14 protein-coding genes and 4 pseudogenes are annotated in these 24,128 nt (G+C 69.7%); 11 read left to right on the forward strand and 7 right to left on the reverse strand.

Translation table 11 applies throughout. From position 1 onward, the window contains the following. The first annotated feature begins 141 nt into the window (after nt 1-141). From ABT254_RS05345 to ABT254_RS05355, 3 genes and pseudogenes are all read left to right on the forward strand, one after another. Nucleotides 142-1,056 carry an NADP-dependent oxidoreductase gene (locus ABT254_RS05345; RefSeq protein WP_351463783.1) on the forward strand — a complete coding sequence of 305 codons (915 nt, stop codon included), beginning with the start codon at nt 142-144 and terminating at the stop codon, nt 1,054-1,056. Further along, nucleotides 1,053-1,718: pseudogene (locus ABT254_RS05350) on the forward strand (GNAT family N-acetyltransferase); the annotation flags it as partial. The gene ABT254_RS05345 and the pseudogene ABT254_RS05350, both read left to right, overlap by 4 nt. Nucleotides 1,719-1,866: 148 nt before the next feature. Further along, nucleotides 1,867-2,677: pseudogene (locus ABT254_RS05355) on the forward strand (polysaccharide deacetylase family protein); the annotation flags it as partial. Between the two features lie 32 nt (nt 2,678-2,709). Here ABT254_RS05355 and ABT254_RS05360 read toward each other — a convergent pair. After that, a pseudogene (locus ABT254_RS05360) lies at nt 2,710-3,666 on the reverse strand (FG-GAP-like repeat-containing protein); the annotation flags it as partial. A 187-nt stretch (nt 3,667-3,853) separates the two neighbouring features. Here ABT254_RS05360 and ABT254_RS05365 point away from each other — a divergent pair. Both ABT254_RS05365 and ABT254_RS05370 read left to right on the forward strand, forming a co-directional pair. Beyond that, complete coding sequence (locus ABT254_RS05365; RefSeq protein WP_351463786.1) at nt 3,854-10,996, forward strand: polymorphic toxin-type HINT domain-containing protein; 7,143 nt, start codon at nt 3,854-3,856, stop codon at nt 10,994-10,996. A gap of 5 nt (nt 10,997-11,001) precedes the next feature. Then, nucleotides 11,002-11,415: a hypothetical protein gene (locus ABT254_RS05370; protein WP_351463788.1), complete on the forward strand. Its 414-nt coding sequence runs from the start codon at nt 11,002-11,004 to the stop codon at nt 11,413-11,415. 110 nt (nt 11,416-11,525) lie between these two features. On the opposite strand, the pseudogene ABT254_RS05375 reads toward ABT254_RS05370, so the two are convergent. Continuing rightward, nucleotides 11,526-12,469, reverse strand: a pseudogene (locus tag ABT254_RS05375) (tyrosine-type recombinase/integrase); the annotation flags it as partial. Between the two features lie 77 nt (nt 12,470-12,546). After that, entirely contained in the window at nt 12,547-12,945 is a 399-nt protein-coding gene (locus ABT254_RS05380; RefSeq protein WP_450749289.1) for a MarR family winged helix-turn-helix transcriptional regulator, read from the reverse strand. Between the two features lie 143 nt (nt 12,946-13,088). Between ABT254_RS05380 and ABT254_RS05385 the strand changes: the two genes are divergently transcribed. Next, on the forward strand, nt 13,089-14,150 hold the full coding sequence (locus tag ABT254_RS05385; RefSeq protein ID WP_351463793.1) for an ABC-2 transporter permease: 1,062 nt from the start codon (nt 13,089-13,091) through the stop codon (nt 14,148-14,150). Between the two features lie 176 nt (nt 14,151-14,326). Then, entirely contained in the window at nt 14,327-15,136 is an 810-nt protein-coding gene (locus ABT254_RS05390) for a putative protein N(5)-glutamine methyltransferase (protein ID WP_351463796.1), read from the forward strand. 30 nt (nt 15,137-15,166) lie between these two features. Here the strand turns inward: ABT254_RS05390 and ABT254_RS05395 are convergent, their stop codons facing one another. The 3 genes from ABT254_RS05395 to ABT254_RS05405 form a co-directional block, all read right to left on the reverse strand. After that, complete coding sequence (locus ABT254_RS05395) at nt 15,167-15,604, reverse strand: glutaredoxin domain-containing protein (protein WP_351463798.1); 438 nt, start codon at nt 15,602-15,604, stop codon at nt 15,167-15,169. A gap of 22 nt (nt 15,605-15,626) precedes the next feature. Further along, on the reverse strand, nt 15,627-16,283 hold the full coding sequence (locus ABT254_RS05400) for a hypothetical protein (protein ID WP_351463801.1): 657 nt from the start codon (nt 16,281-16,283) through the stop codon (nt 15,627-15,629). A 227-nt stretch (nt 16,284-16,510) separates the two neighbouring features. Beyond that, on the reverse strand, nt 16,511-18,577 hold the full coding sequence (locus ABT254_RS05405; RefSeq protein ID WP_351463804.1) for a SpoIIE family protein phosphatase: 2,067 nt from the start codon (nt 18,575-18,577) through the stop codon (nt 16,511-16,513). Nucleotides 18,578-18,849: 272 nt separating this feature from the next. Between ABT254_RS05405 and ABT254_RS05410 the strand changes: the two genes are divergently transcribed. Both ABT254_RS05410 and ABT254_RS05415 read left to right on the forward strand, forming a co-directional pair. Continuing rightward, nucleotides 18,850-19,725, forward strand: a complete 876-nt coding sequence (locus tag ABT254_RS05410) for a hypothetical protein (RefSeq protein WP_351463807.1) — start codon at nt 18,850-18,852, stop codon at nt 19,723-19,725. A gap of 103 nt (nt 19,726-19,828) precedes the next feature. Then, nucleotides 19,829-20,197: a hypothetical protein gene (locus tag ABT254_RS05415; RefSeq protein WP_351463809.1), complete on the forward strand. Its 369-nt coding sequence runs from the start codon at nt 19,829-19,831 to the stop codon at nt 20,195-20,197. Here the strand turns inward: ABT254_RS05415 and ABT254_RS05420 are convergent. Continuing rightward, nucleotides 20,178-21,392, reverse strand: a complete 1,215-nt coding sequence (locus ABT254_RS05420; protein WP_351463812.1) for a M20 family metallopeptidase — start codon at nt 21,390-21,392, stop codon at nt 20,178-20,180. The genes ABT254_RS05415 and ABT254_RS05420 overlap by 20 nt on opposite strands. A gap of 115 nt (nt 21,393-21,507) precedes the next feature. Between ABT254_RS05420 and ABT254_RS05425 the strand changes: the two genes are divergently transcribed. After that, nucleotides 21,508-23,523 (forward strand): FAD-dependent oxidoreductase, encoded by a 2,016-nt coding sequence (locus tag ABT254_RS05425; protein ID WP_351463815.1) that lies wholly within the window; start codon nt 21,508-21,510, stop codon nt 23,521-23,523. A gap of 31 nt (nt 23,524-23,554) precedes the next feature. Then, a complete protein-coding gene (locus ABT254_RS05430) occupies nt 23,555-24,106 on the forward strand; it encodes a PadR family transcriptional regulator (protein WP_351463818.1) in 552 nt (183 codons plus the stop codon). The last annotated feature ends 22 nt before the right edge of the window (nt 24,107-24,128 follow it).

Here is a 24,128-nt window from a genome sequence, read left to right on the forward strand (position 1 = left end):
GCCGGGCCTCGATCATTAAGGCCGTATGAAGACTCCGGCGGCCCGGGAATAGCCGACCTCGGCTCCTCCTTGCCGACTGGTGCCGGAACCGGTGCCCCGTACAACCGGTGACCAGGCGGCAGCGAAGGAGAGTGGGAGCAGATGCCCAAAGCGTACGTCTTCACGCGCTACGGCGGACCGGAGGCCGAGGCCCTCGTCGACGTGGACCGGCCGAGCCCTGGCCCCGGTCAGGTGCTCGTCGCGGTGCGCGCCGCGGGGGTGAACCCCGTCGACTGGAAGCAGCGCACCGGTTACCGCCGCCCCGGCGAGAGCGGCGAGCGCGACTTCCCCGCCTACTTCGGCAACGAGGTCTCCGGCGTCGTGGAGGAGGTCGGCGAGGGAGTCGAGGGGTTCGCCGTCGGGGACGCGGTCTTCGGTCGGCCCGTCGTCGGCGGATACTCCGAGTACGCGCTGCTCTCGGTCGACCTGATCGCGCCCAAGCCCGACGCGCTGTCCTTCGCCGACGCCGCCACCCTGCCCGTCGCGGCCGTGACGGCGTACGACGGAATCCGCCAGCTCGACCTGCCGGCGGGCGCGACCCTCCTGGTGACCGGCGCGGGCGGCGGGGTCGGTGTAGCGGCGGTGCAGATCGCCCGCGCGCTCGGCCTGCGGGTCGTGGGGCTCGCGAGCGAGGCCAAGAAGGACTTCGTCGCATCGCTCGGGGCCGAGCACGTGGCCTCCGGCCCGGGCTGGACCGGGCGCGTTCCGGGCGGTGTCGACGGCGTGTACGACCTGGTGGGCGGCGACGTCCTGGAGGAGGCGGCGACGCTGCTCACCGACCGGACCAGGCTGATCACGGCCGGGGCCCCGCCCGAGGTCGTGGAGAAGCTGGGCGGTGCCCGCGTCGCGCGGGTGCGCACCTCGGAGCGGCTCGCGGCGGCGGCCGACCTCGTGGTGCGCGGCGACCTGGACCCGCACGTGACGCAGACCTTCCCGCTGGAGCGGGCCGGCGAGGCGCTGCGCGCCGTGGAAGAGGGCCACGCCCGTGGCAAGATCGTGATCGAGGTCGCCAAGTGAGCCACGTTCTGGACAACCCCGCCCTCGCCTCGCTGACCGGTCCGCACGCGCACTTCGCCGAGCGGCGCGGCCGGGTGCTGCGCTACCCGGCCGACGTGTCGCCGTGGCTTGCGCTGCCCGACGATCCCGGCCCCGACGACTGGGCCGACCTCGCGGCGCTCGCGGGCCCCGGGGCGGAGGTGCCGCTCGCCGGCTACTGCGGCGAGCTCCCCGCGGGCTGGGACATCACCTTCCATGTGGACGGCGTGCAACTCGTCGACGACGGTATCGCCGCCGCACCGGACCCCGAGGCCGTCCGTCTCGGCGCCGCCGACGTGCCCGAGATGCTCGACCTGGTCGAGCGCACCAGGCCGGGCCCCTTCCTGCCCCGCACCGTCGAGCTCGGCACCTACCTCGGTATACGCCGGGACGGCGCCCTGATAGCGATGGCGGGGGAGCGGCTGCACCCGCCGGGCTGGACCGAGATCAGCGCCGTGTGCACCGACCCCGCCTTCCGCGGCGAGGGCCTCGCGACCCGGCTGATCCTCGCGGTGGCCCACGGCATCCGCGAGCGCGGCGAGACGCCGTTCCTGCACACCGGGGCGGGCAACACCAACGCCATCCGCCTCTACGAGTCCCTCGGCTTCCGGCTGCGCCGTACCACCGCGTTCCTGGCGGCCCGGCCCGGCAGTGCGGACGCACCGTGGCTGCCCGTGCCGGGCCAGAGGGACGAGAAGCCAGCCGGTCAGACCGAGCCCACCTCGCTGCCCGCGGAATCGGCGCAGCCCTCCGGCACCGGCAGCATCCCGTCCGGGGCGACGCCGACGGCCGCTGCCGCTACGACGCCCTCGCCGGGCGCGAGTGGAACCGCTCCCAGCAGGTCCGCCGGCTCCGCCTGACCGGGCGCATCCACCACCCCCGACCCGACGCAGACCAGGTCGACGACGAAACCGAGCCCCGGCGTGGACAATCCGCTCGCGCCGACCTCGACGAACCCGACGCCGCCCAGGCAGTCTGGAGGTGCCCGACCACCGCCTGGTTCTCACCTTCGACGGCGGCCCCGACCCGACCTGGGCCCCCCGGGTCCTGGACATGCTGGAGAAACACCACCACGCTCACGCGATGCTTCGTCACCGGCACGATGACCTCCCGCTACCCGGATCTGGTCAAGCGCATGGTGGACGACGGCCACGAGGTGGGCCTGCACACCTTCAACCACCCAGGCCAGCGCAGCCGCGTCTCCCTGGCGGTCGCCCTGCTGGGCACCCCCGACACCTCTCCTTCCAGTCCAAGAAGCGCATCGACTGGGAGCTGTCCCGGACCAGCTCACGCTCACCGGCGCGGCGGGCATCCGCACCTCGCTCTTCCCCCCGCCGTATTCCTCCTCCGCCGACGCCATGGACAACAAGTCCTGCCCGGTGACGGAGTACATCGGCGCCCGCGGCTACATCACCGTCGGGAACGACACCGACAGCGAGGACTGGCAGAAGCCGGGCGTCGACACGATCATCCCCAACGCCACCCCGCACGGCGGCAAGGGCACCGTCGTCCCGATGCACGACTCGGGCGGCGACCGTCACCACACGGTCCAGGCGCTGGACAGGGTCGTGCCGATGCTGCAAAAGCAGGCTACGAGTTCGACTTTTCGTCGGTCATGATCCTGAGTCAGTCCGGTCAGCCGATGGCGATGCGCTTCTGCCAGTAGTTGTTGGCGTCCACGACCTTGGTCCCGGAATCGGTGACCGAGGGCTTGCCGCCGGCGTGGAAGTAGACCGAGCCGTCAGGGCGCACGGACCAGATGTCGGGTACGCCGTCCTTGTTGACGTCGGGTGTGCCGAACAGGAACGGCTTGTCGCTGCTGTACCAGCCGGCGGAGCCGTACACCGCGTCGATCCCCCCAGATGAATTGGCCGCAGAGGCAAGGGAGTTGATGTCGACCCCGCCCGCGCTCGCGGCGATGCCCTTGCGTAGCAGCAGCCGGCCGGAGGCGTCCGAGCGGTAGACGATGTCGGTGACGCCGTCGCCCGAGACGTCCTGGGCGAGGACGATGTCACGGTCGTTCCAGGCGGAGGCGGACAGACGGATCGCCTGGTCCACGGTCGCGCCGTGGTAGCCGGTGAAGGCCCACAGCTCGTCGTCCGTCTTCGCACTGTTCTTGACCGTGGCGAAGAAGTCGGTACGACCGTCGCCGGTGACGTCGCCCGCTGCCACGATCTGCGTGAAGGAGGCTGGGCTCGGAGCCCCGGCGGGCAGGAGGATCTCCCGACGCCGGTCGATGTCCACGGCCCCGTAGCCGTCGCCGGGGTAGACCCAGAGTTTCCCCTCGACGCGTACGACAAGGTCCTGCAGCCCGTCGCCGCCGTAGATGTCACCGTTGTGGGTGATCAGGGCGCCCTTGAAGTGGCCGTCCGGAGGCGCCACGTACGGGGGCAGGTCGTCGCCGTTCGGGTCCTTGTCAGGGTTGGCGCGGTAGGCGCCTGCCATGGAGTAGTCCAGGTCACCCGTGCCCTTGCTCAGATCGTCCTCGTTCGCCTGCGACGGGTACAGGGCGAGGTTGCCCGCCTCAGTGACCGCCATGAGGTCGGGCAGGGCATCGCCGGTGAAGTCGCCCGGCTTGTCGGCCTGGTCGCGACCATGTTCACATCAACCCAAACGACCTGGTGTTTCTCCACGGTTCGACCACAGAATCTGCAGGTCTGACAAGTCATCACGCGTGGTCCGGCACCGGTCCCGCTTCAAGTGGCCGGGGGGCCTCGCCGTGTTCGGTCGACCTTCGCAGGCGCGTGAGCGTCGGCTCGCACGCACAGCTGTTCCCGTCATGGCAGTTGCGTTGCTGGTGGGGCTGCTGCCGACGCAGGCGCTCGCGATACCTCCGGATCCGTCCAAGGAGGAAACCGGGCGCGAGACGCTGAACCTCGAGGGACTCGAGAGCGAACTGCCGGTGCCCGGCGAGGCGTTCAGCCGGAACCTGAAGACGCTCAAAGCCATGGTTCCCAAGGACCTGCTCGCCGCACCCACCGGGACGACGAGCCCGCCTTCCAACCTGGCCGGCTCGGTCACCTTCACTTCGAGTACGACCACGACGGCCTCGGCGCGAACGGCCGCGGCCAACGCCGAGCAGTCCGCCCTCAGCCCGGTCGGCGCACTGCCCGTCAGCCTGGGCCAGGCTCCCGACCAGTCGGCGCCCACAGGCACTTGGCAGGTGAGCATCCCGGACCGCACCTCGTCGGTCAGTCAGGGTGTGGACGGTGCCGTTCTGGTCGTCCAGGCTCCCGCCGGCGGCTCGGTCCCTGTCTCCGTCAAGCTGGACTACTCCAAGTTCGAGAGCCTGTACGGCGCAGACTGGGCCTCCCGCCTGCGCTTCGTGCAGTTCCCCGACTGCTACCTGACCACACCGGACGACGAGGCCTGCCAGACCTACGAGGAACTGGAGACGACGAACGACACGGCGTCGGCGTCCCTCACCGCCACGGTCGACCCGGCAGGCGGCGACACCGTGACGGCCGCCTCGGCTCCGTCCTCACACGGCACGAACTCCGGTGTCGTCCAAGCGGCTTACCAGAAGAGTGCGTCGGCGACTCCCGCGGTGACCACGGGCGGCAGTACGGCAGTCGTCGGCGCGATGGACTCCGGCCACGGCGGCGGGGGCACCTTCAAGGCCACCCCGCTCGCCTCGGACGGCAAGTGGGAGGCGGGAGGGTCGTCGGGCGCGTTCACCTGGTCCTACCCGCTGACCGTGCCGGACTCCCCGGCCGGCCCCGCCCCCAAGATCTTTTTCAACTACAGTTCGCAGACCGTGGACGGCCGTACGGCCGTCTCCTCACCGCAGGCCTCATGGATCGGCGAGGGCTGGGACTACGATCCCGGTCACATCGAACGCCGCTACCGTGCCTGTCAGGACGATCGCAAGACACTCAAGGCCGGCACCCCCAACAACACCGCCAAGAAGGACAAGACGTCCGACCAGTGCTGGGTGTCGTACAACGCCGTGATGTCGCTGGGCGGCAAGACCACCGAACTGATCCGGGATGCCGCCTCCGGCAGCGACCCGGACAAGGACACCGAGATCTACCGCCCCCAGCAGGACGACGGAACCCGGGTCGAGCACCGGGTCGGCGGCAGCAACGACGACAACAATGGTGAGTACTGGGTCGTCACGACCACCGAAGGCACCCGGTACTACTACGGCCTGAACGCCGTCGGCGGCGGTCACGCCAACACCAACTCGGTCTCCACCGTGCCTGTCTTCGGCAACCACCCGGGCGAACCCTGCCACGCCGACGCCTTCGCGGACTCGCGCTGCGGCTCCGGCAAGCAGCAGGCGTGGCGCTGGGGCCTGGACAAGATCGTCGATGTCCACGGCAACACGATGATCGTCAACTGGAAGCAGGAGACGAACTACTACGCCGTACGCAAGAAGTTCAAGTCGCCCGAGCAGTACGACCGTTACGCCTACCCGGACTCCATCGAGTACGGCATGCGCCCGGACAGCCTGACCAAGCCGTCCGCGACGGTCGACTTCGGCGTCAAGCAGCGGTGCCTGAAGTCGGAGTCGGCCTGCGACGCGGCCAACTTCGCCAAGACCGACGACCCCGGCGCCTACCGCCCCTGGTGGGACACCCCGGGCAACCTCAACTGCAAGTCCACGTCCAAGATGTGCCCGCCCTTCCCGTCCTTCTGGACACAGCTGCGGCTGGACACGGTGACGACCAAGGCCGCTCGCGCCGGACTGAGCGGTCTGGGCCCGGTCGACAAGTACACGCTCCACCAGTCCTTCCCCGAGGACTGGTACGACACGGCGCCCGGCCTGTGGCTCAACTCGATCACGCGGACCGGTTACGGGCCCGGTGACACCTCCGGCACCCTCCAGTCCCAGGACGGCGTCAGCTTCGCGCAATACAAGATCGGTTCCACCTCGCCCCTGAAGGACCGGCTGAAGGACCGCCAGCTGCCCAACCTGGTACCACGAAGCACGAGCGAACAACGGCCCGGCTTCACCCGCCCCCGTATCGGCACGGTCTCCACGGAGTACGGCGGCGACATCGAGGTCGAGTACACCGGCGGCTGCGCAAGCGAGCCCGCGGAGGACAAGGGCAAGAACAACGGCACCTGCTATCCGGTGCGTTGGTCACCTGACGGCGACGACCGGACCCCCGCGAAGGCGTGGTTCAACAAGTACGTCGTCGATTCCGTCACCGAGATCGACAAGGTCACCTCACACGGCAAGCCGGTCGTCAGCAAGTACGAGTACTCAGGCCCGGCATGGGCCAAGAGCGACGACGAGTTCACCCGCCCCTCGCTACGGACGTACAGCGACTGGCGGGGATACCGCCAGGTCAAGGTCACCAAAGGCAGCGAGTCCAGCTCCGAACCGGGCGTTCCCCAGGCACAGTCGCAATCCGTCACACGCTATTTCCAGGGCATCGGCGGCGAGGTCAAGGACTCCAAGAGCGAGCGCACGCTGGCGTCGGACGACACGCCGCAGTACGCCGGCATGACCGCGGAGGCCATCACCTACGTCGACTCCGACGGCACGATCCTCAAGCGCACACTGAACTACCCGTGGTCGAAACAGACCGCGTCCCGCACCCGTGAGAACGAGGACGGCACCACGGCCGACCCGCTGCTCGCCCACCGCACAGGCATCAAGCGAACGGACGAGATCCAGACGGTCGGCACGAGCTGGCGCGCCGTCCGCACGCAAACCGAGGTCGACGACACCTACGGCCTCCCCATCCAGGTGGAGACAGCCGTAGTCAAGCCGAGCGGCTCCTCCGAGGTGCTCTCCGACCAGACCTGCACCGTGACGTCGTATGTGCACAACACCACGGCCTGGCTGATCGGCCTGCCGAAGACGCAGCGCACCACGGGCACCTCCTGTGCCGCCTACGCAACCGCCGACCCGGCCACCAAGCTCAAGTCGGCGGTCCAGAACACCTATGACGGACTCTCCTACGGCGCGACGCCGACGAACGGGGCGGTCACATCGGTGGCCGAGATCGACGGGACGGGCACGTCGTACTCCGTCGTCACCGACATGAAGTACGACGACCTCGGCCGGATCCGCTACATCACGAAGCCGGGCGAGGGAACCACCGAGACGCAGTACACCCCCGAGGCGGGCGGACCGGTCACCGAGACCAAGGAGTTCGACGCCAATGGCCACGCCGCCACGACCACGTTCGACCCGGGCCGCGGCCTTCCGCTGTCCGTCACCGATCCCAACGGCCGCGTGACGCGCAACGAGTACGACGCACTCGGACGTCTGGTGAAGGGCTGGTCCCCGTCGCGCTCCTCGAGCGGCAAATCGCCGAACGTCGTGATCAACTACCAGCCGGCAATCGCCACGTCCAGCGAGAACCGCCCAGCGTCGGTGACCGTCGACTCCCTCAAGGACGACGGCTCCTATGCCCGCGAGGTCACCCTCTACGACGGTTTGATGCGCGAGGTCCAGAAGCAAACCGAGGCCCACGGCCCCGGCCGGATCATCGTGGACACCGACTACAACGACCACGGTGTGGTGGCCCAGAAGACCAGCGCCTACCTCGCGAAGGACGAGCCGAGCACAGAGCTCTTCCAGCCCAGGTCAAAGTCACTGATCCCGAGCTGGACCCAGTACCGCTACGACGGTCTGGAGCGCGAGGCGCGAGCGTCGGTCTACAACGACGGCGGGTACAAGTACGCGACGTTCACCTGGTACGACGACGTCAGCACGACCGTCGACCCGCCGGGCTCGACGGCCCCGAAGACCCGGACGTACTTCGACGCCCTCGGCCGTGTCACCTCGGTCAAGCACTTCACCAAGGACGCCTCCAGCGCGACCGCGGGACGCACGACTGCCTACGAATACGACGCCCGCGGCAACCGCAGCAAGGTCACCGATCCCGCAGGCAACGTCTGGTCGTACCTCTACGACGCTCGCGGCCGGGTGAAGACCACGACCGACCCCGACACGGGCACCACGGACACCTGGTACGACGCCGCGGACCGTCCCAACCACGTGAAGGACGCGCGCGGGCAGGAGACATTCACGGAGTACGACCTCCTCGGGCGTGTCACGGCCGTACGACAGGGCTCGGCCACCGCCACCCCCGTCAGGGAGTACACCTACGACAAAGCCCCCGGTGGCATCGGCCAACCAACCAGCTCCAAACGGCACACCGACAACGGCGATTACATCGACAACGTCACCGGTTACGACTCCGAGTACCACGTCACCGGCAGCGAGACGGTCATCCCGGCCAACTCGATGACGGCGGGTCTCTCCGGTACGTACGCCTACTCCTACACCTACACACCGACGGGCAAGCCGCAGTCGGTCACCCTGCCCGCCGTGGGCGGACTGGCCCGGGAAAAGGTCGTCACCCGCTACAACACAGATGGCCTTGCTGAGTCGACCTCGGGCCAGACCTGGTACACGGCCGACGCGACGTATTCGCCGTACGGCGAGGTACTGCGCACGGTCTCCGGCCCCCAGCCCTACCGCGTCTGGACGACTAACTTCGTCGACCCGCACACGGGCCGGCTCGAGCGCACGGTCGCGGACCGCGAGACGGACGGCCCACACCGCATCACGGACAGCTACTACTCCTACGACACGTCCGGCACGATCACCTCCAACGCCCGCCAGCTCAGCGAGGCGACGGGCGATACTTGGGACACCCAGTGCTTCACCTACGACGTGATGGGCGAGCTGATGCACGCCTGGACGTCGAAGATCACGCCGGATGGCAAGGACACCGGCTGCAAGGCCGCGAACGGCACGGCCTGGGGCTACCGCACCACCTATGCGTCCTCCTCGGGCCCCGTCGCCGATGCCCCGGACGAGGTGACAGACACATCGACCCCCGACGACTCCCTGACCTCGACCCTCGCTGCGGCCGCCCCGGACACGTCCACCGTCTCCACGGGCGCAACGGCCTACCGCCAGTCGTACACCTTCGACTGGCTCGGCAACCGGGCAACGATGACCGAGCACGACACGGCGGACGCGACGAAGAACGTCACGTTCACCTACGGCTACGGCAAGACGGTCGCCGCGACGAGTACCACCCCGGCGTACAAGACACAGCCCCACACGATGACGGACGTCAGTTCCACCCCGTCCGGCAAAGGGAGCGCCTACACCCACGACGCCGCGGGCAACACCCAGATCCGGGACCTCTACAACACCACGCAGAACCTGGTCTGGACGCCGGAGAACAAGCTCGACTCCATCACGGACGACGGCAAGAGAACGACCTACGTCTACGACGCCGACGGCAACCGCATCCTGGAGAACTCGCCTGCGGGCTCGACCCTCTACCTGGGCGAAACCGAGCTGACGACGGACGCGACGGGCGCGATCACGAGGGCGTCGCGTGCCTATGCCCAGGCCGGCGCACCCACCGTCGTCCGCACTGCCACCAACGGTTCGACGACGGGCCACAAACTCAGCGTCCTGCTCACCGACCACGTCGGCACCGCGGCCACCTCGGTGGACATCGGCTCCGGCCAGACTGTCACACGCCGCGCCTTCAAACCGTACGGAGAAGTCCGCGGCGCCAAACCTTCAAACTGGCCCAACAAACGCGGTTACCTGGGCAGCGGCATCGACGACACGGCCACAGGTCTGACGCACATCGGCGCCCGCGAATACGACCAGAGTTCCGGCCACTTCCTGTCCGCGGACCCGGTCATCGACATCGCGGACCCGCTGCAGATGAACGGCTATGCGTACAGCAACAACAGCCCAGTCAGCCAGAGCGACCCGACCGGCCTGTGCCCGGTCGACCTCTGCGGCGGCGGCGAAGGAAAGGGCGGCTCGACAACTGGCGAGGTGACCAAGCCGGCCAAGTCGAGCCCGGTTTACCAGCCGCTCCCCTACGACCACGTGGTGGCGGGCACGGGAAAGCGTCAGATCTTCCCCGGCGTCTACATCCCCGCCCACTTCAAGAACTGGCAGAAGGTACGCGACCGTTTCTACCAGCTCTGGCTGACCACCATGAGCACCAACGGGTACACACCTCAGTACCTCGACGACCCGAGCAACTTGGACCAGCAGGCCCAGGTGGAGCTCTGGCTGTGGAACGCGTGCAGAGCCGGAAAGGCCTGCCCGAATGGCACTACGTCGAGCTTCATGCAGGTCACGGCTGGCGGCATCTTCTTCGCCGGTTGGAATGGCCGTGGTGGCCCGGAGGGCCTCTCGGGGCGCGGGGCCAAGGGGGCGTTCAGCGCGTGCAAGTGCTTCCTCGCCGGCACCGACGTCCTCATGGCGGACGGCACGACCAAGGACATCGAGGACGTCAAACTCGGCGACCGGGTCAAAGCCACCGACCCGAAAACCGGAAAGACGAAGTCCCGCAAGGTGACCCGGCTCATCCGCACCGAGGGTGACAAGTACTTCAATGAACTGTCCATCGCCACTAAGGACGGCATAGAGAAGCTCACAGCTACGCACGAACACCCCTTCTGGTCCCCGTCCGAGCATGACTGGGTCGAAGCCGGTGCCCTCAAGCCCGGCATGACGCTGCTCACCGACGACGGGAGCACCGTCATCGTCACGGGGAACCGCGCCTTCACGAGGCACGCACGGACGTACAACCTGACGGTTGACGATCTGCATACGTACTATGTGCTGGCGGGGGAGACTCCGGTACTCGTTCACAACAGCACATGCGTGAAGCCGGTTAACCTTCCCGGGCGGCGGAAAGTGGACATCGATATGGATCATGTCCTTGACCGGCACACCGTTGCAGGCAAGACGTACAAGCAGAGCGGAATCAAGACGAAGTTCCCGGACTACATGTCTCCAGGCGAGATTGAGTCCACGATTCGCCAGGCATACAGGTCGTCTTCGATCGCAGGGCGTTCTCAGGGAGATCGAGTCTTCCTGCGAGGCTCGGCAAATGGGCTTGATATCGAGATGTGGGTGAACAAAGAAACGCGCATGATTGAGACCGCCTACCCGGTTTGGAGGTGAGATTGGTGGGGTTCGAACTGTTCTGTGACGTGGAATCTCTCGATCTCGCTAGATCGGGCTCTATCTGGGGTGACATCTGGATCGCTATCTCCGGGTGCCACTTTCCAGAATCGAACTGGAACGACATGCCAGTCGCATTCCTCGTGGAACTGATCGACGCGGTTTCTTTTGTCCGACAGGCTGAGGGTAGACGCAGGAGAGTCAGGTTCTTCGACGGTCCATTCTGGATCGATCTGACCGGTCTGGGTGATGGTGCCGTGAATGTTTCGGCTAACGCCCACGGTGCAGACAAGAAGGCGACGGTCAGCGCTGACGACATGGCTCGATCATTGACGGCGGTTCGGATCGAGTTGGTCCGCGCATGCCTGGAGCGCGGATGGGGTGATCAGATGGACGTTCGCCGCTTGCAAGCTCAGTAACAGGCGTCCGACGAGATTCCTGATGGATTCAGAACTGCAAATGTGAAGCCCCGCCAGGTGCGTCCTGGCGGGGCTTCTGCGTGGGGTGACGGCAGTAGTTGACGGCAACGTCAGCGGACGAGGACGGTGCAAGGCGGCGGTTCGTCGCCATCGAAGCTGGCCGTCTCGGTGATCCCACCACTTCTGAGCGCGGTGCTGAGGGCGTCGATGGCGTCTCGCTGGAGTCGGAGGCGGACGTGGGCGTAGACGGTGGCGGTGACGCCGATGTGGGCGTGGCCGAGAGCTCCTTGATTACGACGAGTTCGACGCCCTGTTCCAGGAGCAGGGTGGCGGTCGAGTGCCTGAGGCCGTTGCAGCGGATGCGGCGGAGGCTGGCCTTGTGGAGGAGTGTGGTTGGTCGGGTCGATCGGTCGGCCCTGCGCTGTGGTGAACACGTGCCCGTCGTGCTTCCACGTGGTGCCTGCTGCCTCGCGCTCACGCTGCTGCTGTTCGTGGTGGAGCTTCAGCGACTGTACGCAGCGGGTGGGGAGAGCCATGCGGCGTTCAGAGGCCCGGGTCTTGGTGGCTAGCGTGGTGAGCCCGCCTGCGCTGGTGCGCTGAAGGGTGCGGCGGATGGCGGCGGTGCCCGCGTCGAGGTCGAGGTCTTCCCAACGCAGGCCGAGGAATTCGCCCTTGCGGAGTCCGGTGTGGAGGGTGAGTTCGAACAGCGCGTGCAACCGGTGTCCCCGCGTGGCCGCGAGGAAATGGCGGGCTTCGTCGACGGTGAGGGGTTCGAAGCAGCGGGTCGTGGGGTGCCGGTGTGGACGTTGCGGGCGACGTTGCGCGGGATCTCTTCCTCGCGGACGGCGTGCTCCAGGGCGGACTTGAGGACGGAGTGGATGTAGGTGAGTGTCAGCGGGGAGAGCAGCTTGTGGTAGCACTGGCTGGCGGCGCAGCAGCGGGGCTGATCGCGCCGGACGTCGAGGCCGCGCGTGCAGCACTGACAGGTGGTGCGGACCTGGTTGAGCCGGGTGCGGACTTCCTTGTCGGTGATCTTGGTGAGCCTAGGCTGCCCCGCCGTCGACCGCGGCGACAGGACCTCAGGAGCGGCGCTAACGAACCTCTCACGGACGGACGGGAGTTGGCGGCCTCCTAGCCCTCGCCGCCGGGTGGCGTCCATGCGTTGTAGCGCACGAGGTAGTCCGCGAACCGCCGTAGATCCTCCTTCGGCCAGCCCGCAAGCCGCTCCCGGAAGGCCGCCCGGCGGCTGTCGGTGACCTGGGCGAGGATCTGACGTCCGGCCTCGGTCAGGTGCAGGACCTGGACGCGGTGGTCGTCCGGGTCCAGGCGCCGCTCGATGAGCCGGGCCTGCTCCAGGGCGGCCACCTGGCGGCTGACCGTGGACTTGTCCAGGGCGTAGTGCGCCGCCAGGTCGGTGGCGCGGCAGCCGCCGCTCTCCTCCAGATGGCCGAGCAGCGTGTACGAGACCAGTGACAGCTCGGGGTGCATACGGCCCGCCGAGGCACGGGCGCGGCGGGCGAAGGCCGTCATCTCGCGCTGGATCGTCTCCACGGCTTCGTCTGCTTCCACCGGGCCTCCCTCGTTCACCACGGAATACCACCCCACCTCGCTTAGTTGTATAGTACAACTTGAAGTGAGAGTTGTATAAGCCAACCATCTGGAGGTTGTGAGCGATGAGGTCGCCGGCCCTGCGCCATGTGATCACCCACCTGATCACCCCGCTGCTGATGTGCATCGGCATGGGGCTCGCGTACATGGGTGCCTTCGTCACCCCGGAGCCCCACCACCTGCCCGTCGCCGTCGTCGGCTCCGGCCCGCAGGCGAAGGTGTTCGCGCAGACCGTCAAGGACAAGGCGGGGGACCGGCTCGACGTCCGTACCGTCGCCACTCGGTCCGAGGCCGTCGACCTGCTCGACTCCCGTGCCATCACGGGCGCCTACGTGCCCGGCGCGAAGACGCCGGAACTGGTGGTCGCCAGCGCCGCCTCCGACATGGACGCCACGGCCGTCGAGAAGGTCTTCACGCCCATCGCCGCCGGGCAGGGCGTCCCGCTCAAGGTCACCGACGTGGCCGCGCCGGTCGACGACGACCCGACCGGGCAGGGACTGTTCTTCCTGCTGATCGCGCTGAGCATCGGCTCCTACGCCTCCGTCGCCGCGCTCGGCGCCGCCGGCGCCGGTCTGCCCATGCGGCTGCGTGCCCTGCTGGCACTCGGCGTCTCCGCCGTCGTCAGCGGTATCGGCGCACTGCTCGCCGGGCCCGTCTTCCACCTCGCCCACCACGACCTCGCGAGCCTGTGGGCGATGGCCTGGCTCTACTCCGCGGGCATCCTCTTCGTCGGCGTCGGCCTGCACACCTTCCTCAAGCGCTGGACCACCCTCGCCATGATGGTGCTGTTCGTCATGCTCAACTTCACCAGCTCCGGCGGCCTGTTCCGCCCCGACCTGCAGAACGGCTTCTTCGGCACCCTGCACGCCTTCTGGAACGGCGCCGGATTCGTCGAGGGCGCCCGCAGCCTCCTGTACTTCCACAGCGACGGCCTGTCCCGCAACGTATGGACGCTCATCGCCTGGCTGCTGCTGGGCCTCGCCGTCACGGCGATCGCCGCCGCCCACGAGCGGGCGCGGGGCCGGGCCGAGACGCCCGCGACCGCCGCGGCGCCGGTGCGCGCGGCTGAGCAACACAGGGCCGAGGAGGAAGCGGAGGAGGAGGTCGAGGAGACGGTCGGCGTCTGACGCGTTGCGGTAGTGTGGGCGCCCGGCCGTGGAAGCTCCCGGCCACCGAAGACCGAGGAGGTGGGACCCATTACCGCAGTGTCAGGTCGGGTGCTCACGCCTCGAGTCGCCGCGGGCCGCCGGCAGTAGGCGACCGCGAGAGCGCCCTTCGACTCACCGAAAGGCTCTCGGCTTCCATGCCTCCCTTGTCTCCTTCACCTTCCTCCCCGCTGTCGTCCTCCGCCCGTGAATCGGTCGTCGCCGCGCTGCGCGCTGCGGGCTGTGTCTTCGCCGAGGACGAGGCGGAGTTGATCCTGGCCGCCGCGCGCACACCGGAGGAAGTGGCCGCTCTGGTCGACCGCCGGGTGTCCGGACTGCCCCTCGAACTCGTCCTCGGCTGGGCCGGGTTCCGGGGGCTGCGCATCGCCGTGGAACCCGGCGTGTTCGTGCCCCGCCGCCGCACCGAGTTCCTCGTCGAACAGGCCCTCGCCCAGGCCCCCGACGCCTCCGTCGTCGTGGACCTGTGCTGCGGCTCGGGCGCCGTCGGCGCGGCCCTGGCCACCGCGCTCGGCCAGGTCGAACTGCACGCCGCCGACATCGACCCGGCCGCGGTGCGCTGCGCCCGCCGCAACATCGGCGCCGCCGGCGGCCGGGTCCACGAGGGCGACCTGTTCGCGGCGCTGCCGGAGGAACTGCGCGGCCGTATCGACATCCTCGCGGCCAACGTGCCCTACGTTCCCACCGGCGAGGTCGGGCTGCTGCCCGCGGAGGCCCGCGACCACGAACCGCTGGTCGCGCTCGACGGCGGCGCGGACGGACTCGACGTCCTGCGCCGGGTCGCCACCGAAGCACCCCGCTGGCTCGCCCGCGGCGGCTGCCTCCTGGTCGAGACGAGCGAACGGCAGGCCGCGGCCGCCGTCGACGCCTTCACCACGGCCGGGTTGAAGGTACGCGTGGCCGCGTCCGAGGAGCTGTACGCCCATGTCGTGATCGGCGTCCGCCCCTGAGCCGCTTGGCGGGTTGGGCGCCGCATCCGGTCACGCGGAAGGGGAGAGCTGTTCGCGCACCCAGGCCGGATCGGGGTTGACGTGCGGTCGACCCGCCACGACGACAGTCGGCACCGTCTCGTTGCCGTCGTTGGCCGCCCTCACCGCCGCCGCGCCGGCCGGGTCCCGCCAGATGTCCACCCAGTGCAACTGACGGGCCCTCAGGCCCAGTCGGAGGCGCAGTCGCAGACAGTACGTGCAGCCGGAGCGCCACAGGACGACCGGTCGGCCGTCGACCGCGCTGCGGCGCTGTGCCTCCGGCCAGTCGATCGACCGAGGGAAAACCAGGGGCGAGTTCACCCCCGCGAACGCCACGAACACCAGCAGGAAGGCCACGGCGGCGGCCGGGCTGCCTCTGAGGAGCAGCCCGGCTGCGACGACCGCGCCGCCGAACACCAGCACAACCGGCAGGATCCAAGGACGTCGCATGACGACGCAGGCTATCGGTGCCTCAGGTCGTCGCGCCGCTGCCCGAAGGGCTCGGGGACGGCCCGTGATGGCGCCAGTCCCTGTTGCCGGGGCCCGGGAACCCGTCGTGCCGGTCGCCGGGGCCCTCGCGGTCGAAGATGCCGGAGATCGCGTGGGTGGCGGTCCGGGTGCCGTCGTCGGAGCGGGTGCCGGCCAGCAGGGCCGTCTCGCCCTTCTTGAGGTCGCCGGCGCCCGAACCCTTCGTACCGTCACGGAAGACGGTGGTGTCGGAGTTCACGGTCCAAGCCCACTGGGCGCCGTCCTCGCTCTTGAGCGTGACCTGGTCGCCGGCGACCTTCTCCACGGTGCCGCGCTGCCAGATCCGTACGACCCACTTGCCGGTGTCCTGGTCCTTGACCGTCGTCTCGCCGTGCACCCCCATGCCGCCGAAGCCGAAACCGAACCAGGGGCCGCCACCGTGCCGGCCGCCGGGGCGGTCGGGGGACGGAGACGCGGACCCGGACGCGGAGGGCGTGGCGCTCTGGCCGGAGCCGCCCGAGGTGGCGGCGTAGGCGACCGTGCCGCCGAGGGCCAGCACGGCGACCGTCGCCGCCGCGGCCACGGCGCGCGCCCGGCGGGAGTGGCGCCGCCAAGGCCCCGCCTCACGGTCCGGGCCGCCCGGACCGGTCATCACTTCCATGCCCGGGGGCGTCCCGAAGCGCCCGTCAGGCGGCTCGCCCCCGGCTGTGGGTTCCTGGTCCGGCTCGTGCATCACGGCTCGCTCCCATCGGCCACGGCAGGCGGCATCTGCATGCCATGCCTTGCTGTGATTGTCGGATGCGGGCGATAAGGAACCCGTAATCAGTAGCTGTGAAAGCCCGGGATCACTGGCTGTGAGAGTCCGGGCGTCCCGGCCGCCTCGGGCGGTCAGCCCGGCTTCTGCACGCGCGCGATGAGAAGCGCCACGTCGTCTGAGTTGTCGGGCTGGTGCAGGGTGCGCAGCAGGAGGTCGCAGACCTCCTCCAGGGGGCGGTCCGGCCCTTCGAGGAGGGAGAGCAGGGCGTCCAGGCGCTCGTCGAGGGGATGCTGCCGGGTTTCGACCAGACCGTCGGTGTAGAAGACGAGACGGTCGCCGGGCTCCAGGTCGACCGTGGTGGTGGAGAAGGCCACCCCGCCCACGCCCAGCGGTACGCCCGTGGGCAGTTCCAGCAGCTCCGGGGGATGCCCCGGCCGCAGCCGGGCCGGCGGCAGATGCCCGGCATTGGCGATTCGGCACTGCCGCAGCTGCGGGTCGTGGACGGCGTACACACAGGTGGCGATCGAGTGGTCCAGGCCCTCGGTGATCTTGTCGAGGTGTTCGAGGAGCCGGGCCGGATCGAGGTCGAGGGAGGCGAGCGTGTTCGTCGCGGTGCGCAGCCGGCCCATGGTGGCGGCCGCGTTGATGCCGCTGCCCATCACATCGCCCACCACCAGCGCCGTCTTGCCGCCGTCCAGCGGAATCACGTCGAACCAGTCGCCGCCGACCTCGCTGGTGGCTCCGGCGGGCTGGTAGCGGGAGGCGACCTCGAGGCCGCCGGTCACGGCCGGGTGGCTGGGCAGCAGGCTGCGCTGGAGGGTGAGGGCGGTGTCACGGGCGTTCTGGTACCAGCGGGCGTTGTCGATCTGCACGGCCGCGCGCGACGCCAGCTCCCGGGCGAGCAGCAGGTCGTCCTCGCTGAACGGCTCGGGGTTGTGCGTGCGCTTGAGGTCCAGGGCGCCGAGCACCTCGCCGCGGGCGATCAGCGGCACCGCCAGATACGAGTGGACGCCCGCCGCGGCCAGCAGCTCGGCCGCCTCGGGGGAGCGGGCGATGCGCGGCAGGTCCGCGGGCGCGACCTCCCGCACCATCACCGGCCTGCCGGTGCGCACGCACTCGGTGACCAGGCGGTCGGGGCCGTACCGGGTGACCTGCCCGGGCGGGTCGGCCGCCCGCATCGCCTCCGGGGCGCGGTCCGCCTGCACGGCGAGGGCCCGGATCACCGCCGGCTCGGCGGGCCCCAGGCTGCTACGCCTGCCCGCCACCACCGCCTCGAGCAGATCCACGGCGGCTATGTCGGCGAGTTCCGGCACGGCGACGTCGGCCAGTTCGCGCGCGGTGCGGTCCAGTTCCAGGGTGGTGCCGATGCGCGCGGAGGCGTCCGCGATCACCTGCAGCCGCCGGCGCGCGGCCTCCGCCTCGACGCTCGCCCGCTCCTGCTCGGTGATGTCCACGACCGAGGCGGCCACGCCGAGCACCGTCCCGACGGCGTCCTCCAGCCGGTACAGCGAGAGTGACCAGGCCCGCTCCTCGTCCGGATCGGCCGGGGTCCGGCCGGTCGCCTTCTGGTCCACGAGGGGACGACCGGTCTCCAGCACGTGGCGCGCAGCCCTTTCGATGGCCTCGACGTCGAGGTGCGGCAGGACCTCGCGGATGGACCGGCCGATGTGCTCCTCCGCGGCGATCCCGTTGAGGCGCTCCAGGGCCGGATTGACCGACACGTACCGCAGATCGGTGTCCAGGACGGCCAGCCCGATGGGGGACTGCGCGATCATCCGGGTGGACAGCGCCACGTCCCGCTCCAGCCGCCGTACGGTCGACCGGTCGGCGCACAGCCCCAGCGCGTACACGTCGTCGTGGTCGTCCAGCAGGCGCATGTTGCGGAACTCCACCAGACGCGTGCTGCCGTCCTTGCGCCGAATGGGGAAGGCGCCGGCCCAGCTCTGACCGGTGACCATGACATCGGCGAAGAGTTTGACCACCAGATCGAGATGCTGTTCGTGCACCATGATCCGGGCCGCGTACTGGCCGAGAGCCTCCTGCGCCGGATAGCCGAACAACTCCTCGGCCTGCGGGCTCCACAGCACGACGCGGCCCTCGGCATCCAGGACCACCGAGGCCACGCCCAGTACGTCGAGCAGCCCGCTCGGCCGTACCGACCCCTCGCCCTCGGCCACCGGAAACCCAGGTGCACTCATTCCACGCACCGCCTTCGCCCGTTCGCGCGGCACGCCGTCCCCCGTGCCGACTCCCCATGTTCTACCGCGCTCAACCGTCCCTGTGACGACCCCGTCGCCCACCTCCACCATCCCTCAACACGGCGGGGGCCGTCCCCCGGAGCGGTGACGACAGTACCCGTACGGACCGTCACCGAGCCGACAGCCCCCGTTACCGATTTGGTCTGTACATGACTAGGTCACCGGGCCAGACTGTCCGCCGAGCACGCCCCGCCCCCCATCGAGGAGCTCCCATGCCCCTGCGCGCCCGGCAACGTTGTCACGCGGCCGTGACCGCGGCCCTCGCCCTCGCGGCCGCCGCGGTCCTGTCCGCCGCTCCCCCCGCGTCGGCGGCCGACACCTGGACGGAAGTGGGCTCGGACCGGGCCGACCCCCTGACCGAGAGCCAGGGCCTGACCTCCGTCGAGGTCCCGGCCAACAGCCCCAACCGGTACACCGGCATCGGCACGATCCCCGCCGCGGTCTCCAGCCGCGGCTGGAACCACGTCGGCGACCCCGACGCCTCCTACGACGGCTACTACGTCGAGCCCTACCAGGCCGACTCGGGCACCGCGAAGATGTTCCGCGTGCAGGCGCCGGGCGGCGCCTGGTCCGAGTACGTCCACACGCTCAGCTCCGGCGAGGCCCTCAACAACTCCTGGGTCGCGATCTCGCCCGACGGACAGTGGATGCTGGCCGGCGAGTACGGCACCATGAGCCGCTTCCTGGTGCTCCCGACCCCGGGCGCCAACGCGAGCACCTCGCCCTCGGCGAACCTCCCGCAGGCCTCCACCGTCAACCTCGACCACGCCGTACGCGACGTCCAGGGCTGCGACTTCTCCGGCCCGACGACGCTGCTGTGCTCCTCCGACGACCCGGCGGGAACGCTCTTCGGCATCACCAAGCCGCTCCTCCAGGTCGACCTGTCCGCCAAGCCGAACGGCACCTCGGACGTCTTGGGCCATGTCACCGCCCTGCGGCAGCTTCCCCTGCGCAGCTCCTGTTCGGGCACCTTCGAGGTCGAGGGCATCGACTACGACCGACGGGACGGCACCCTGCGGGTGATCGTCGTGTCGCCGGGCTTCTGCGTTCTGACGGACAGCAAGACGTACCGCTTCAAGCGGAGCTGATTCCTCGCTGGTCCGGTGCGGCCAGTGGTGCTTTTCTTGGGGTGTGGCGCGATTCGCGGGGAACTCGCGGTACCGCGCCACAGCCACGAGAGGAGCGGTCACGATGGATCGTCAGCGCTCGCACGAGGAGCCGGTCTCCCTCGAGATCAGCGGATGCAGCAAGGAGGACGCCCGGATCGTGTTCGACACGCTGTGTGCGTGCTTCGAGTCCGACCGGGGGCCGGAGGAGGTGCCGCAGCAGCTCCACGAGACGCGGCCGATGGTGTGGCTCGGCACGTTCGAGGTCACCGATGCGCATCAGTGTCCGGCGCCGGGGCGGTTGTCGTCCACCGTCGAGCTCGACGCGCAGGGTGGCTACTGGGCGATCGAGCGGTTGCGCAGCACGTTGGATCCTCTGTTCACGGTGCGTGATCTCTCTTCGGCGTCGGGGGATCAGGAACGGGAGTTGCACGTCATTCTTGAGAGTCGGTGAGGTTTTTGTCTGCGGCGCCGTGGGGGCTGGTCGAGCCGGCGGTCAGCAGGCGCAGTACGGCCTTCCTGTAGACATCGTGGACCTTGGGCAGGTCCGTGAGGCAGGCTCGCTCGTCAGTGCCGTGCAGGCCCTCGTAGCGCACGCCGAAGCCCGCTGTCGCCGGGATGCCCTCCCGGGCCAGTAGATTGCCGATGTTCGACGGGCCCGCGGTCTTCGCCACGACGGTGAGGCCCTCGTGGGCGGCCGCGTCCAACAGGGCGGCGGCGGGTTGCTCGTCCCCGGTCAAACGGTACGGCGGCCACGAGGCCACCTCGGTGATATCGGTCGGAGTCGGGCCGGGCAGCCGACGGTCCAGCTCCGCCGTCGCCGTGCGAACCAGGTGCTCCGCCGCGCGGGCGTCGAAGGCCGGGGTGGTGCGGACGTCGACGCCCAGCTCGCACAGGCCGGGCACCACGGAGAAGCCCTCGCCGCCGTGGCAGGAGGTCACCGTCACTTTGGGCGGCAGCGGGAACTCGCCTTCGGCGCCCGGCAGTTCGGCCTCCTCCAGCAGTTGCACCAGACGCGCCGCCCGGGAGACGGCACCGAGTGTCGTGCGCCTCGACCCGGAGTGTCCCGACTCCGCGTGCACCGCGATCGTGGCCCGCCACAGCCCCCGCCCGCCGACCACCACCTCGTCCGGGCCGGGATAGCCGATCATCACCCCCGCCGGGCGCACCGCGGCCCCGTCCGCGAGATAGGCCCGGGCCCCGCCGAAAGCGCCGGTGTGCTCGTCGGCGTCCAGCAGGACCGCGAGCCCGCCGTGCAGCTCCTCCGCCCGGGCGTGCAGATCCGCCGCGATCCGGCAGAACATCGCCGCCGCCAGCTTGGAGTCGGCCGCGCCGCGCCCCCGCAGCCATCCGTCCACGACGTCCCCGCAGTCCGGCGGGAACGACCAGGCGCCCTCGTCGCCATAGGGGGCGGTGTCCACGCAGGCATCCAGCGCCCACCATGGTCCGGGCCGGCCGCCCGCCACCTCCACCAGCAGGGCGACGGGCCGGCCCTCGTCGTCGTAGAGGCTGCGACAGGGCAGGTCGCGGGCGCCGAGCCAGTCCTGGAGGGCGGCGAGGACGGGCCCGTAGTCGTCGATCCCGGCCCGGCTCGGGCGGCGGACCAGTGCCTGCGCGAGCTTGACCACCTCGCTGTCTTCGGGGCTCATGAGGCCACTGTGCCCGTGGGTGGTCCGCGTCACCCCTCCCTCCTTATGCAACTAGTTGCAAAACATGGGCGGGGTCCTCTACAACAGAGGCACCACACCGTGCATGGAGGGCCCGATGAGCCGTTACCCGCATCTGCTGAACCCGCTCGACCTGGGCTTCACCACGCTCCCCAACCGCGTCCTCATGGGCTCCATGCACGTCGGCCTGGAGGAGGCCGAGCGCGGCTTCGAGCGGATGGCGGAGTTCTACGCCGCCCGGGCGCGCGGGGGAGTGGGGCTCATCGTCACCGGCGGCATCGCCCCCAACGACGAGGGGCGCCCGTACGAGGGCGGCGCCAAGCTCACCACCGACGCGGAGGCCGAGCAGCACCGGCAGATCACCGAGGCCGTGCACCGTGAGGGCGGCCGGATCGCCATGCAGATCCTGCACTTCGGCCGGTACGCCTACCACCAGGACCTGGTCGCCCCGAGCCCCCTCCAGGCGCCGATCAGCCCCTTCCCGCCCCGCGAACTCACCGACGCCGACGTCGAGCGGACCATCGACGACTACGCCCGCGCCGCCCGCCTCGCCCGGCAGGCCGGATACGACGGCGTCGAGATCATGGGCTCCGAGGGCTACCTCATCAACGAGTTCATCGCCGCCCAGACCAACCAGCGCACCGACCACTGGGGCGGCTCGTACGAGAACCGCATGCGCTTCCCCGTCGAGATCGTGCGGCGGGTGCGCGAGGCCGTCGGCGAGGACTTCATCATCGTCTACCGGCTGTCCATGCTGGACCTGGTCCCCGGCGGCTCCACCCTCGACGAGGTCATCACCCTCGCCAAGGCCGTCGAGGTGGCCGGTGCCACGATCATCAACACCGGCATCGGCTGGCACGAGGCCCGCATCCCCACCATCGCCACCTCCGTGCCGCGCGGCGCCTACACCTGGGTCACCAAGAAGCTCATGGGCGAGGTGTCCGTCCCGCTCGTGACCACCAACCGCATCAACACCCCGGAACTGGCCGAGGAGTTGCTCGCCGAGGGATATGCGGACATGGTCTCCATGGCCCGCCCGATGCTCGCCGACCCCGACTTCGTCAACAAGGCCGCCGAGGGCAAGCCGGAGGCCATCAACACCTGCATCGGCTGCAACCAGGCCTGCCTCGACCACACCTTCAGCCTCAAGATCACCTCCTGCCTGGTCAACCCGCGCGCCTGCCACGAGACCGAACTGGTCCTCTCGCCCACCCGGCTCAAGAAGCGCGTCGCCGTCGTCGGTGCCGGACCGGCCGGACTCGCCTGCGCGGTCTCGGCGGCCGAGCGCGGCCACGAGGTCACCCTGTACGACGCCGCGAGCGAGGTCGGCGGCCAGCTCAACGTGGCCCGCAAGGTCCCCGGCAAGCAGGAGTTCGACGAGACCCTGCGCTACTTCCGCCACCAGCTCGACGCGCACGGCGTGGACGTACGCCTCAACACGCTGGTGGAAGCAGCGGACTTGAAGGGCTACGACGAGGTCGTCGTCGCCACCGGCGTCACCCCCCGCACCCCCGACATCCCGGGCGTCGACCACCCGAGCGTCGTCGGCTACCTCGACGTGCTGCGCGACAACGCCCCCGTCGGCGACCGGGTGGCGATCCTCGGCGCGGGCGGCATCGGCTTCGACGTCGCCGAGTTCCTCACCGACGGCGGGGACAAGGCGAGCGAGGACCCCGAGACGTACTTCCGCCAGTGGGGCGTCGACATGGACTACCAGGCGCCCGGCGGGCTCGCCGCCCCGAAGCGGCCCGCCGCGCCGCGCACCGTCCACCTGCTGCAGCGCAAGACCAGCAAGGTCGGCGCGGGCCTCGGCAAGACGACCGGCTGGATCCACCGCACCGAGCTCAAGCACCGGGGCGTCACCATGGTCCCGGGCGTCCGCTACGACCGTATCGACGACGCCGGACTGCACGTCACCGTCGGTGAGGAGAGCACCGTCCTGCCGGTCGACACCATCGTGCTGTGCACCGGACAGGAACCGCGCCGCGGCCTCTACGAGGAACTGGTCGCCGCCGGTGTCGGCGCGCACCTGATCGGCGGCGCCGACGTGGCTGCCGAACTGGACGCCAAGCGTGCCATCAAGCAGGGCACGGAGCTGGCGGCGGCCCTCTAGGGGGCCCCGCGGCCGTCCCTAGGATGACTCCATGTCACTCCCGCACGCGATCCTCACCGCCCTGCTCGAAAAGCCGTCCTCGGGGCTGGAGCTGACCCGCCGGTTCGACAAGTCGATCGGCTACTTCTGGTCGGCGACGCATCAGCAGATCTATCGCGAGCTGGGAAGGCTGGAGACCGAGGGGCACATCAGGGCGCTGCCGTCCGAGCAGCCGGCCCGCGGGCAGAAGAAGAGCTACGAGGTCCTGCCCGCGGGCCGCGCCGAACTGGCCCGCTGGACCGCCGCGTCCCAGGACCCCAAGCCGCACCGCGATGTGATGCTGCTGCGGCTGCGGGCGGCGGCCGTGGTGGGCACCGCCGGGCTGGAGGCCGACCTGCGCCGCCATCTCGACCTGCACCGGCTGCAGTTGGCCGAGTACCGGGAGATCGAGCAGCGCGACTTCCCGCCCGGCAAGGACGCCCCCCAGGACCGCTTGCGGCACCTGGTGCTGCGAGCCGGCATCGATCTGGAGACCTTCTGGACGCAGTGGCTCACGTACGCCCTGGAGGAGCTGGCCGAACTGCCCGGTTCGGAAACGGCGTGAGCTCTGCGGCTCGCGGGCCCGC

It is taken from the genome of Streptomyces sp. NPDC001137, from assembly GCF_040298885.1.
In the GTDB taxonomy this organism is placed as follows: domain Bacteria; phylum Actinomycetota; class Actinomycetes; order Streptomycetales; family Streptomycetaceae; genus Streptomyces.

What these genes read in the sequence shown, in the direction of transcription:
- ABT254_RS05345 (WP_351463783.1), top strand. Translation starts at nt 142, where the DNA reads ATGCCCAAAGCGTACGTCTTCACGCGCTACGGCGGACCGGAGGCCGAG.
- ABT254_RS05365 (WP_351463786.1), top strand. Translation starts at nt 3,854, where the DNA reads ATGGCAGTTGCGTTGCTGGTGGGGCTGCTGCCGACGCAGGCGCTCGCG.
- ABT254_RS05380 (WP_450749289.1), bottom strand. Translation starts at nt 12,945, where the DNA reads ATGACGGCCTTCGCCCGCCGCGCCCGTGCCTCGGCGGGCCGTATGCAC.
- ABT254_RS05385 (WP_351463793.1), top strand. Translation starts at nt 13,089, where the DNA reads ATGAGGTCGCCGGCCCTGCGCCATGTGATCACCCACCTGATCACCCCG.
- ABT254_RS05390 (WP_351463796.1), top strand. Translation starts at nt 14,327, where the DNA reads ATGCCTCCCTTGTCTCCTTCACCTTCCTCCCCGCTGTCGTCCTCCGCC.
- ABT254_RS05395 (WP_351463798.1), bottom strand. Translation starts at nt 15,604, where the DNA reads ATGCGACGTCCTTGGATCCTGCCGGTTGTGCTGGTGTTCGGCGGCGCG.
- ABT254_RS05400 (WP_351463801.1), bottom strand. Translation starts at nt 16,283, where the DNA reads ATGGAAGTGATGACCGGTCCGGGCGGCCCGGACCGTGAGGCGGGGCCT.
- ABT254_RS05405 (WP_351463804.1), bottom strand. Translation starts at nt 18,577, where the DNA reads ATGAGTGCACCTGGGTTTCCGGTGGCCGAGGGCGAGGGGTCGGTACGG.
- ABT254_RS05410 (WP_351463807.1), top strand. Translation starts at nt 18,850, where the DNA reads ATGCCCCTGCGCGCCCGGCAACGTTGTCACGCGGCCGTGACCGCGGCC.
- ABT254_RS05415 (WP_351463809.1), top strand. Translation starts at nt 19,829, where the DNA reads ATGGATCGTCAGCGCTCGCACGAGGAGCCGGTCTCCCTCGAGATCAGC.
- ABT254_RS05420 (WP_351463812.1), bottom strand. Translation starts at nt 21,392, where the DNA reads ATGAGCCCCGAAGACAGCGAGGTGGTCAAGCTCGCGCAGGCACTGGTC.
- ABT254_RS05425 (WP_351463815.1), top strand. Translation starts at nt 21,508, where the DNA reads ATGAGCCGTTACCCGCATCTGCTGAACCCGCTCGACCTGGGCTTCACC.
- ABT254_RS05430 (WP_351463818.1), top strand. Translation starts at nt 23,555, where the DNA reads ATGTCACTCCCGCACGCGATCCTCACCGCCCTGCTCGAAAAGCCGTCC.